General features: G+C 61.9%; 13 protein-coding genes. 10 read left to right on the plus strand and 3 right to left on the minus strand.

Annotation, left to right across the window (positions count from 1 at the left end; genetic code table 11):
• Window positions 1-42 precede the first annotated feature (42 nt).
• The 9 genes from ACO08A_RS19085 to ACO08A_RS19125 all read left to right on the plus strand — a co-directional run bounded on the left by ACO08A_RS19085 (window position 43) and on the right by ACO08A_RS19125 (window position 8,020).
• Window positions 43-558: a TRAP transporter small permease gene (locus ACO08A_RS19085; protein WP_319383235.1), complete on the plus strand. Its 516-nt coding sequence runs from the start codon at window positions 43-45 to the stop codon at window positions 556-558.
• Window positions 559-569: 11 nt separating this feature from the next.
• The gene (locus tag ACO08A_RS19090; RefSeq protein WP_422037539.1) at window positions 570-1,901 is read left to right on the plus strand and encodes a TRAP transporter large permease; all 1,332 of its coding nucleotides are present in this window, start codon (window positions 570-572) and stop codon (window positions 1,899-1,901) included.
• A gap of 7 nt (window positions 1,902-1,908) precedes the next feature.
• Window positions 1,909-3,222: a histidinol dehydrogenase gene (gene hisD, locus ACO08A_RS19095; RefSeq protein ID WP_422037540.1), complete on the plus strand. Its 1,314-nt coding sequence runs from the start codon at window positions 1,909-1,911 to the stop codon at window positions 3,220-3,222.
• Window positions 3,223-3,226: 4 nt separating this feature from the next.
• Window positions 3,227-3,979 carry an SDR family NAD(P)-dependent oxidoreductase gene (locus tag ACO08A_RS19100; protein ID WP_422037541.1) on the plus strand — a complete coding sequence of 251 codons (753 nt, stop codon included), beginning with the start codon at window positions 3,227-3,229 and terminating at the stop codon, window positions 3,977-3,979.
• Window positions 3,976-4,971 carry a zinc-dependent alcohol dehydrogenase gene (locus ACO08A_RS19105; protein ID WP_422037542.1) on the plus strand — a complete coding sequence of 332 codons (996 nt, stop codon included), beginning with the start codon at window positions 3,976-3,978 and terminating at the stop codon, window positions 4,969-4,971. Before ACO08A_RS19100 ends, ACO08A_RS19105 begins: the two co-directional genes overlap by 4 nt.
• A gap of 10 nt (window positions 4,972-4,981) precedes the next feature.
• Entirely contained in the window at window positions 4,982-5,272 is a 291-nt protein-coding gene (locus tag ACO08A_RS19110; protein ID WP_421984207.1) for a UxaA family hydrolase, read from the plus strand.
• 12 nt (window positions 5,273-5,284) lie between these two features.
• Complete coding sequence (locus ACO08A_RS19115; protein ID WP_421984206.1) at window positions 5,285-6,466, plus strand: UxaA family hydrolase; 1,182 nt, start codon at window positions 5,285-5,287, stop codon at window positions 6,464-6,466.
• A gap of 48 nt (window positions 6,467-6,514) precedes the next feature.
• Window positions 6,515-7,528 (plus strand): Ldh family oxidoreductase, encoded by a 1,014-nt coding sequence (locus ACO08A_RS19120; RefSeq protein WP_422037543.1) that lies wholly within the window; start codon window positions 6,515-6,517, stop codon window positions 7,526-7,528.
• Window positions 7,529-7,600: 72 nt separating this feature from the next.
• Window positions 7,601-8,020 carry a universal stress protein gene (locus ACO08A_RS19125; RefSeq protein ID WP_422037544.1) on the plus strand — a complete coding sequence of 140 codons (420 nt, stop codon included), beginning with the start codon at window positions 7,601-7,603 and terminating at the stop codon, window positions 8,018-8,020.
• Window positions 8,021-8,045: 25 nt separating this feature from the next.
• On the opposite strand, the gene ACO08A_RS19130 is transcribed toward ACO08A_RS19125, so the two are convergent.
• Genes ACO08A_RS19130 through ACO08A_RS19140 form a run of 3 tightly spaced genes read right to left on the minus strand, consistent with a single transcriptional unit; the run spans window position 8,046 to window position 10,481 of the window.
• A complete protein-coding gene (locus tag ACO08A_RS19130) occupies window positions 8,046-8,972 on the minus strand; it encodes a hypothetical protein (RefSeq protein WP_422037545.1) in 927 nt (308 codons plus the stop codon).
• 4 nt (window positions 8,973-8,976) lie between these two features.
• Window positions 8,977-9,411 carry a hypothetical protein gene (locus tag ACO08A_RS19135; RefSeq protein WP_422037546.1) on the minus strand — a complete coding sequence of 145 codons (435 nt, stop codon included), beginning with the start codon at window positions 9,409-9,411 and terminating at the stop codon, window positions 8,977-8,979.
• Entirely contained in the window at window positions 9,408-10,481 is a 1,074-nt protein-coding gene (locus ACO08A_RS19140; protein WP_422037547.1) for a glycosyltransferase, read from the minus strand. Before ACO08A_RS19140 ends, ACO08A_RS19135 begins: the two co-directional genes overlap by 4 nt.
• Before the next feature lie 150 nt (window positions 10,482-10,631).
• Here ACO08A_RS19140 and ACO08A_RS19145 point away from each other — a divergent pair, with 150 nt between their 5' ends.
• Window positions 10,632-10,925 carry a hypothetical protein gene (locus ACO08A_RS19145; RefSeq protein ID WP_422037548.1) on the plus strand — a complete coding sequence of 98 codons (294 nt, stop codon included), beginning with the start codon at window positions 10,632-10,634 and terminating at the stop codon, window positions 10,923-10,925.
• Window positions 10,926-10,929 lie beyond the last annotated feature (4 nt).

Consider the following 10,929-nt stretch of genomic DNA (forward strand, 5'->3'; position numbering starts at 1 on the left):
CCGCATCAGACCTTTCTGATGGGAACGGCAGAGGAGTGCCCCATGTCGAATGTACTTCAAGCCCTGGACCGGAACGGCGAGCGCTGGCTCCTGCTGGTCTTCTACGTGATGCTTGTGCTGACCATGTTCATTGAAGTGGTCCGGCGTGAGGTCTTCGCCTACTCGTCCATCTGGGGTGAGGAAATCGTCCGGTATTCGTTCATCTACCTCGCCTGGATCGGTGCCGCAGCCGCAGTCAAGGAGCGTGGGCACATCCGCATCGACGTGATCATGCAATATGTCAGCCCGCGGGTGAAAGCGGTGCTCTACATATTCGGCGATCTCGTCATGGCCTTCGTTGCCGTCATCGCCTTCTACTGGTCTCTCGAGACGGTTCTCGTCTCCGCCAAGTTCGGCTCGGTGACCCATGGCCTGCGGATTTCCCAGGTCTGGTTCCTGTCCGCCGTTCCCTTCGGCTTCGCCCTGGTCCTGTTCCGCCTGGCCCAGTCCCTCCTGCGTGACATCAAAGACTTTCGTGACGGACGTCCCGTCTACGAAGGCGACAAACTGTTCGACTGAGGGAGACAGCCATGCTTTGGAATCAACTTCAGCAACAGACCGTCGAACTGGGATGGGATTTTTACGGCCCGGTTCTGATCTTCGTTGTCCTGGTCGCGCTCGCCGTTCCGGTCTGGGCCGCGATTGGCGCAGCCGCCATCGCAATGCTCATGATCTCGGGCGCGCTGCCGCTGTCGCTGGTCGGTGAAAGCCTGTTTCACGGGATCGACCATTTCGCGCTGACCGCCGTGCCGCTGTTCATCCTGACCGGTGACGTGCTCGTGCGCACCGGCCTCAGCCGCAAATTCCTCGATGTGGCGGAAGCGCTGACCTGCTGGGCAAAGGGCGGTTTCGGCTCCGCGACCGTTCTGGTATGCGGCATGTTCTCCGCGATTTCCGGCTCCGATGCCGCCGGTGCGGCAGCCGTCGGCCGGATGACCATCGAACGCCTGGTGGAAAGCGGCTATCCGCGTCCCTATGCCTGTGCTCTGGTCGCGGCCGGTGCGTGTACCGGCATCCTGATCCCGCCGTCGATCGCCTATATCATCATCGGTCTCGTGCTTGGAATTTCGGCATCGACGCTTTTCCTCGCCGCGCTGATCCCCGGCATTGCCATTCTCGTCTCCATCCTCGTGACCAACATCGTCATGAACCGCATCTATGCCTATGAGGGCGGCGGGTTGATGACCTTCAGCGAATGGGCCGCGAATCTCGGCAAGGCGCTCAAGTCCGGCTGGTACGCGTTCATCGTTCCGGGCGTGATCTTCTACGGCATCTTTTCCGGCCGCCTGACACCGACCGAAGCGGGTGCCGTCGCGGTCATGATCACGATCGGCATGGGGTTCCTCCTGGGCACGCTGAAGCTGTCGGACTTTCCGGCCATGCTGGTCAGCTCGGCCAAGGTGAACGGCGTTATCGTTCCGATCATCGCCTTTTCTCTGCCGCTTGCTCAGGCGCTCGCCATTCTCGGGGTCCCGCAAGGGTTCGTTTACGCGGTCACGTCGCTGACCAATGAGCCGGCGCTGCTGATCCTGCTGATGATCCTGATCCTGATTGCGGCGGGCTGCGTCATGGAGACCACGCCGAACATCGTGATCCTGGCGCCGATCCTGAAGCCGCTTGCCGATAATATCGGCATGAACGAAATCCAGTTCTGTATCATGATGATCACCGCACTCGGTGTGGGCTTCATCACGCCGCCGCTCGGTCTCAACCTGTTCGTGGTGTCGGGCCTGACCGGCGAGTCGATCCTGAAGATCGCGGCGAAGGCTGTTCCGTTCGTCTTCTTCATGCTGCTCGTGACGCTGCTGATCGCCTATGTGCCGGCGCTCTCCACCACGCTGCTACCAGACATTTACAAGTAGGTTCACCATGACTGTTGAATATCTGAAAAAAGCGGTCCTTACGTCGAAGACCGACGCCTCCGAAACCACCAAGATCGTGCAGGAAATCCTGGATACGATCGAGGCCGGCGGAGATGCAGCGGCGCTCGACTACGCGGCCAGGTTCGACAAGTATGACGGCGACATTCTCCTGGACGATGCTGCGATCGCGGAAGCGGCGGCGAAGGTTCCGGAAAAACTGAAGCGGGACATCGAGTTCGCCCATGCCAACGTGAAGCGGTTCGCGGAGGCCCAGAAGGAGACCTGCCAGGATATCGAGGTCGAAGTGATCCCGGGCCTGATTGCCGGCCAGAAGAGCATCCCCGTCGAAACGGCGGGCTGCTACATTCCCGGTGGCCGCTACAGTCATATCGCCAGCGCGATCATGACGGTGACGACGGCCAAGGTCGCGGGCTGCAAGAACATCATCGCCTGTTCGCCGCCGCGGCCCGGTATCGGCATCAACCCGGCCATCATCCACGCGGCCAAGGTGTGCGGCGCGGACAAGATCCTCGCCATGGGCGGGGTCCAGGGTGTCGCGGCCATGACATTCGGCCTGTTCGGCCTGCCCAAGGCGAACATTCTGGTCGGGCCGGGCAACCAGTTCGTTGCAGAAGCCAAGAGAATTTTATTCGGCCGTGTCGGCATCGACATGATCGCCGGACCGACGGACAGCCTGATCCTGGCCGACGGCAGCGCCGATGCAATGGTGGTGGCCGCGGATCTCGTCGGACAGGCGGAGCATGGCTACAACTCACCCGTCTGGCTGGTGACCGACACGCGGTCCCTGGCTGAAGAGGTCATGGCGTTGGTGCCGAAGCTCATCGATGATCTTCCCGAAGTGAACCGGGACAACGCAACGGCCGCCTGGCGGGATTACGCGGAAGTCATCCTGTGCGACACGCGCGAGGAAATGGCGGCCACGTCCGATGCCTATGCGCCGGAACACCTGACGGTTCAGGCCGAGGATCTCGACTGGTGGCTCGACCGGCTGTCCTGCTACGGCTCGCTTTTCCTTGGCGAGGAAACGACCGTTGCCTTCGGCGACAAGGCGTCGGGCACGAACCATGTGCTGCCGACCTCCGGAGCGGCCAGCTATACCGGCGGGCTTTCGGTCCACAAATACATGAAGATCGTGACGTGGCAGCGCGCCACGCGTGACGGCGCCAAGCCGATCGCGGAGGCAACGGCGCGGATTTCCCGTCTTGAAGGCATGGAGGGCCATGCGCGTACGGCTGATATTCGGCTAAAGAAGTACTTCCCGCAAGAAACGTTCGACCTGACAGCGGATCCGGGAGCCTGACCCCATGTCGAACCTGTTTGACGTCTCCGGCAAGGTGGCCTGTGTCACCGGTGCCAGCTCCGGTCTCGGCCGGCGCGCAGCGACCGCGCTCGCGCGGGCCGGAGCGTCCGTGGTGGGGGTCGCGAGGCGGTCGGTGGATCTGGAGGACTGGAGACGGGAAGCCGGCGGACAGACGGCAGCGGTCACGGCGGATCTTTCCGACCGCGACGGCCTTGCAAAGCTGGCCGCAAACATTGCCGGTCCTTTCGGACCGCCGCAGATCCTGGTGCATGCTGCCGGCATAAATACGCGTGAGACTGCCGACGAGGTCACGCCCGAGGGCTGGGACATAACGCTGTCGCTCAATCTGACGGTGCCGTTTTTCCTGAGTCAGGCCTTCGTGCCGGCGATGCGCGAAAAGCGCTGGGGCCGGATCGTGACCTTTGCATCCCTGCAGACGACGCGCGCCTTTCCGGGAGGCATTGCCTACGGTGCATCGAAGGGTGGCATCGGCCAGCTCACGCGCGCCATGGCCGAGGCGTGGTCGAAGGACGGGATCAACGCCAATGCCATCGGTCCAGGGTTCTTCCCGACGGAACTGACAGCAGCCGTTTTCGGCGACGATGAACGGGCGCAGCGCAATGCCGCGCAAACATGTATCGGGCGAAACGGTGCGCTGGAGGACATGGACGGGCCGTTGCTGTTTCTTTGTTCCGACGCCTCTGCTTATGTGACCGGCCAGGTGTTGATGGTCGATGGAGGTTTCACGGCAAAATGAAAGCGCTAGTTTACACAGGGCCGGAGAACCAGGCCTACATGGAGGTTGCCGATCCGGCTCCGACGGACGGTGAGGTGCTGATCCGGGTGGCTCACACCGGCATCTGCGGTTCGGACATGCATGCCTTTCTCGGGCATGACGAGCGCCGCCCCGCACCGCTCATTCTCGGCCACGAAGTCGCGGGCACGGTGGTATCCGGCACCCAGAGCGGGCGGCGCGTCACCGTGAACCCGCTGGTGAGCTGCGGCGTCTGCGAGGCGTGCCTGGCGGGACGGGACAACCTGTGCGCCAACCGCCAGATCATTTCGATGCCGCCGCGCGAAGGCGGCTTTGCCGACTACCTCGCGATGCCGGAAAGCAATCTCGTGACCGTGCCGGATCATGTCACGGACGCACAGGCCGCGCTTGCCGAACCGATTGCCTGCGGCTGGCACGCGGTCCGGCTGGCAATAAAGGCGCTCGCCGGTGATCCTCAAAACGCACGTGCACTGGCGATCGGTGGCGGGGCCATCGGACTGGGCGCCGCGCTCTGTCTCAAGGCGCAGGGCATCGAGAATGTGAAGCTGGTGGAGCCGAATGCGGAACGGGCGCGGTTTCTGACGACGACCTGTGGCATGGATGTCCTGAGCCCGGACGCGGCGGAGGCGAGCGGCCTCTACGACATCGTGGTGGACGGCGTTGGATATCCTGCCACCCGTGCCACGGCATCGGCCTGCGTCAAGCCCGGCGGCGTCATCGCCCATATCGGCCTCGGTTCCGCCGAAGGCGGGCTTGACATAAGACGGATCACGCTTCAGGAAATTCAGTTCATCGGCACGTACACCTATACCGCACAAGACTTCCGCGACGCCGCAGCAGCCATGTTCGATGGTCGGCTCGGCGCACTCGACTGGGTTGAAAGCCGTCCGCTGTCGGAAGGCCTCCGCGCCTTCACCGATCTGCGCGCCGGACATGTAGCGGTTCCGAAGATATTACTGACACCAGACGCTTAAGGAGACATTCATGTCTGAAATTCCCCACCTTCTCGTCCACGAACACGCCGACAATGTCGGTGTGGTCGTCGTGGAGGGCCTGACCGCCGGTACGGACATGCTGTGCTGTGTCACGCACGACAATTCCACGTTCAGACTGACCGCGGGTGCGGACGTGCCGATCGGACACAAGATTGCCCTCAAGGATCTGAACGACGGCGATACGGCCATCAAGTACGGCGAGGATATCGGCAAGATCATTGCCGACATTCCGAAGGGCGGCCACGTCCATACGCACAACTGCAAAACCAAGCGCTGGTAAGGAGCCGTGTCCATGTCTTCCAAGTACTCAAACATCACGGTGAAAGCGTTCCGGCGTGAAAACGGCAGGGTCGGTGTGCGCAACCACGTCGTCATCCTTCCGGTTGACGATATCTCGAACGCGGCCTGTGAAGCGGTCGCCAACAACGTGAAGGGGACGCTTGCGATCCCGCATGCCTATGGCCGCCTGCAATTCGGCGAGGATCTGGAGCTGCACTTCAGAACCATGATCGGCACCGGCGCGAACCCGAATGTCGCCGCCGTCGTCGTGATCGGCATCGAACCCGGCTGGACCAAACGGATTGCAGACGGGATCCGGGAAACGGGCAAACCGGTTGCCGAGTTTTCGATCGAGCAGAACGGCGATTTCGAAACCATCCGCGCGGCGTCCTGGAAAGCGAAGGAATTCGTGCACTGGTCGACCGAGCTGCAGCGCGAGGAGTGCTCGATCTCCGACATCTGGGTTTCCACGAAATGCGGCGAGAGCGACACCACTACGGGCCTCGGCTCCTGCCCGACCGTCGGCAACATGTATGACAAGCTGCTGCCGGAAGGCATCACCGGCTTCTTCGGCGAAACCTCCGAAATCACCGGTGCCGAGCACATCTGCCAGAAACGCGCGATCAACGAGGAGGTTGGCGAGCGCTGGTACAAGATGTGGAAAGCCTATCAGGATGACGTGATTTTCGCGCACCAGACCGATGACCTGTCCGACAGCCAGCCGACAAAGGGCAATATCGAGGGCGGTCTGACCACGATCGAGGAAAAGGCGCTCGGCAATCTGGAGAAGATCGGCCGTACGTCGCAGTACATCGACATCCTGGAGCCCGCGGAAGCGCCGAAGTCCGGCAAAGGCCTCTATTTCATGGATTCTTCTTCCGCAGCGGCGGAATGCGTGACGCTGATGGCGGCCGGCGGGGCGGTGATCCACACCTTCCCGACAGGGCAGGGCAATGTGGTCGGCAATCCGATCGTGCCGGTCATCAAGATCACCGCCAACCCGCGCACCGTGCGGACCATGAGCGAACATGTCGACGTGGATGTTTCCGGCATTCTCAGGCGTGAGATGACGATCGATGAGGCGGGCGATGAGCTGATCGACATGATCCGCCGCACGGCCAACGGCCGGAACACGGCCGCTGAAGCGCTGGGTCACAGGGAATTCTCCATGACCAAGCTCTACCGCAGCGCCTGATGACAGTCAGCAGGCGGCCGGGAATCCGGCCGCCTGCAACGGAAAGGAATGCGCGTGGAACCGAGCAATCGACTTAGTCTTGACGAGGCGACCAGCCTGATACAATCGGCCTTTGCCGGTGTCGGTGTCTCGGATGACGTCGCCCTATGCGTTGCAAGGGCGCTGGTCGCTGCGGAAGCGGAAGGACAGGTAGGGCACGGTTTCTCCCGCGTCGAAGACTACGCGGCGCAAGTTCGAACCGGCAAGATCAGGGCGAATGCGGTTGTCGAGATAAACCAGATAGGAACGGGCAGTCTTCTGGCGGATGCCGGTTTCGGCTTTGCCTATCCGGCCCTGGAGCAGATAATCGACAAGGGCATCGAGCTGGCGCCGTCCTGCGGTTGCGTCACCATGGGTGTCACGCGTTCGCACCACTGCGGTGCCCTGTCGGTGCAGGTCGAAAAGCTCGCGCGTGAGGGTCTTGTCGCCATCATGGTAGCCAACACCCCGGCTGCAATGGCGCCTTTCGGAGCCAAGCAAGCCGTGTTCGGCACCAACCCGATCGCGTTCGCGGCACCTCGTGCCGGCCGCGTTCCGCTTGTGATGGATCTGTCGCTTTCCCGAGTCGCGCGCGGCAAGGTGATGAGCGCGCACAAGGCCGGCAAGCCGATCCCGGAAGGCTGGGCATTGGACGCGGACGGCAATCCGACGACCGATGCGGAGAAGGCGCTGGGTGGAACGATGCTGCCGATCGGCGAGGCGAAAGGAACGGCTCTCGCCCTCATGGTGGAGATCCTGGCGTCGGTGATGACCGGCGCGTCGTTCAGTTCACAGGCGACGTCCTTCTTCAAGGCAGACGGCCCGTCCCCGGGTGTCGGCCAGTTCCTGATTGCCATGAAACCGCAGGACAGCCATTTCACGGGCCGCCTCGAGGAGTTGCTCAGCGCAATTGAAACGCTGGAGGGCGCGCGCCTGCCGGGCAGCCGGCGGTCGTCCGCGATCCGGGCGGCGGCAGAAAACGGGATCGACGTCCCAGTCCGCTATATCGACGCGTTGCGGAAGCTGGCTGAAGGCGGAGCCTGACCGGGAGCAGATCCGCCGGAACCCCGTCGGATTGATCCGGACAAAAGAGGAAAACGGAGGCACGATACTCGCATGTACAGACACATCCTCATTCCGGTCGCGCTCGATCATGAAACGCTGGTCGACCGGAAACTTGAAATCGCGCGACACCTTCTGGCCGAAGATGGCCAGATCACGCTGCTGACCGTGTTGGAGAATATTCCTGGCTTCGTCTCCGAGTTTGTCGACCTCAAGATCGACAACCATCTGACCCAGAAAGTCGAGGACCGGCTCAAGGCGGCGGCCGGCTCGGACGTACGCATCAACTGCAAGGTCGTCACCGGAAAACCAGGCGTACAGATCGCGGCATATGCCGACACGGAGCGCGTGGATCTCATCCTGGTCGGCTCCCATCATCCGTCTGCCCAGGATTACTTTCTGGGGTCCACCGCGTCGCGGGTCGTCCGCAGAGCGGGATGCTCGGTGTTCGTTGTCAGGGACGGCGACTGCTAGGCCATAACCGCGTTGCAGCACGCCGTCAGACAGTCACCGTCATCCCGAAGGCGCGCTGCAGGCGATATGTCGACTTGATGAAGCGGGACGCTGCCGCATCGAGATCTGCAATCTCCAGCTTCAGGTTCTCCTTCAGCCGGTTGCCCAGTTCCACCGTGCCTTCGCGCCTGACGTCCGGGTCCCGCCACTTCGGCAGGATCTCGTTTTGCCAGAAGGTCTCGATCCAGGTGTAGTCGGCAACGTGAACGTGATCAAAGTCATCAAGTGCCGTCATGACACAGCCAAGACGCGCTCCAAGGATGGCCCAGTCCCCGTTCGGCGTATCGAGGCCGACGCTGCACCACACCCTGAGGCGCTCATGGTTGGCCGCACCGATATGCTGCAGCAGGGCTTCGCTCTTCGGAAGATCGGGCCAGGCCTCGTAGGCGAGCACACCGTCGGCGAGATTGAATTTCACGCCCTCGCGAAAACCGCCCCGGAACGCCTGGAACGGCGTTGCCGTCATGTGAACCTCCGACAGGATCCGGTTGGCCTGGAAGTAAGGCGTCGTCCAGCAGAAGTCGACGGCGGCCTCCCGGCGCCGGGCGTTTTCGTGTGACCTCAGTGTCACCAGCGTTTCGCGTGGCCAGATCTTCACGCCGCCATTGCCATATTCCAGAGCGTTCAACACGTTTCTTGCGCTGAAGGAAAAGACGGCGCCCCGATCCCTCGGCGACACATCAAATGTTCCGGAGAAGAAAAGATCGTCGATCAGGAAGTTGTCGGCATCGATCGTGATGACGTGATCGCTCCGGCTTATTTCACCTGCCTGCCGGTGTGCCGCATCAAAACCCATCACACCGTGCACGCGTTGCGCGTGCGGAAGGATTTCCAGAACCCGCGCGTAGTGCACATCGGCGTTCGGCTCGTCAATGCTTAGGAAAACCGCATCGCATGTCGACAGATCGAGCACCGTGTCACCAGTCCTGGCCGTTGCCGAGATGAACGATGGCTTCCGGCCGCCACTTTTCGATCAAGAGGTCCTTGCGCCTGACGAAATAGGCGCGCCAATCGAGATCGGGCTGCAGCAGGGAACCTGCGGTGACATTCGGAAGGCAATCGTAGGCAAGGCCGGCCTTTTGAAGTGGCACCATGTCGGTCAGATCCACGATGATTACAGGCAGCATGCCCTGGTCTTTCGCGCCCCTGGTGGCCGCGGGCAACAGCGGTTCGATGTCTTCCCACTCGAGACCGCAGAGATTCACAAGCATGATCGACAAGGCGCTGTCCGGTCGCACGATACCGTCGATGACGGGACTGTCGCTGTTGAACGGCCAGGCGGCCTCGCCTGCGTCCAGCTTCCGGGTTTCGCCCTTGCCGCCCCAGTTTATCTGAAAAGAGATATCCTTCATCCGGCTCCAAGCCTGCTCACTGGTGATGTGGTAAGCGATGTCAGCACATCCTGCCAGGTCGCCGCCAGCATTTTCCGGTTGCGGGCCGCCGCAGACGCCGCTGCGGCCCGTCCACGGATTTCCCAGGACGCCGGGTCTTCTTCCAGAGCGCCTTTCAAGGCGTGGGCAAGATCGCCGTCTTCGTAGATCAGGCCGGACGTCGGAGGGTCAATGACGTCCCGAAGCCCCGGCGTGTCCGGTCCGAGAACCGCGCGCGCGTGCGTTGCCGCCAGAATTGCCGAACCGGAGGTCAGCGACGCCCGGTAGGGCAGCACGACAAAGTCGGCGGCCGCGTGCAGTTTGCCGACATCAGCCTGGCTTGCGAACCCTTCCTTCAGCATCAGGCGGTGATCATCGGGCAAATCTAGATCGTAGTTGCTCGCCAGTTCGCCGGCAAAGATCAAACGGTCGTCCGGGCCGGCTGTCGCGAGGAAGGCTTCCGCGAGCTCCACCGGCTGTTTGTACGGCGCGATGCGTCCGGGCGCCAGCACAATCCTGCGCGCCCCGGACAGTCCCAGATCGTCGCGCGCAGAGACGCGCGGAAAGACCGGGTAGGCGCCGTCGTAGTTGTGATGGGCGATGACACGGACCTTGGCTTCGGGCAAAGCCATCTCCGCCCGCGCTGCCGTCAGCGCGTGGAGCGAATGAAGATGAAGTATGTCGGCCAACTCGCACAGACCGGCCTGGAGGTCTGCATTTGCGGCATTTTTTTCCGCGTCGTGCGGGGCGAGGTTGTGAAGTGTCCAGACCACCTTGCCGCCAGCTGCGCGGAACCGGCTTAAGCCGTCCAGGAAGTCTTCAACGGATTTCGGTGCGCCGGCCCCCATGAGCACGGCATGTTCCCAATGCAAATGGAACAGATGCGGCCTGTCCGGCGCTTCTGCCTGCAGGTTCAGTGCATCCGCGATTGGCCCCGGCTCTGCGCGGAAGGCCGGTTCAAGACTTTCATAAAGCAGCGTCTGGTAGGGGTTGGTCCCCCTGTAGTCGGGAAAAAACGTTATCCGCTGTGAGGTTAGGTGTCGGGCAGTCATCACGGTTGCTGTTCTGTGCGGCAAGGGCCGCCGGGTCAGTGACCATAGGGCGATGTCAAACTCGTCAGTGTTTGACTTGACACCTTATCCGGGGTCGCTTCTAATCTTTTGCATATTTTTTTTAATGTCAAAAATTCGGGTGAAGGCAGCATGCCACGTTGGGTTCTCGGAAAAGTCCTGGCCTTGCTGAGCGTTCTCGGCATTCCGCTGAGCAACGCTGCGGCGCAGAATTCCGCACAGTTCGACTCGCCGGCTGCCGCACGTGCCTATTTGCGCGCAAATCCCGACGGACCACAGGCCAATGCGGCATTTCTGGCGCTGGTGGAATTTCGCCTGATGCGGGAAAACCCCGGTTTGTCGAGAGACGAAATCATGTCGATTTTCAACCGGAACGCATCCGCTTCTACCGGAGCGCGTCGGGCTCCGTCGCCAGGCCTCTATTGAGACA

It is taken from the genome of Roseibium sp. (assembly GCF_965232425.1).
In the GTDB taxonomy this organism is placed as follows: domain Bacteria; phylum Pseudomonadota; class Alphaproteobacteria; order Rhizobiales; family Stappiaceae; genus Roseibium.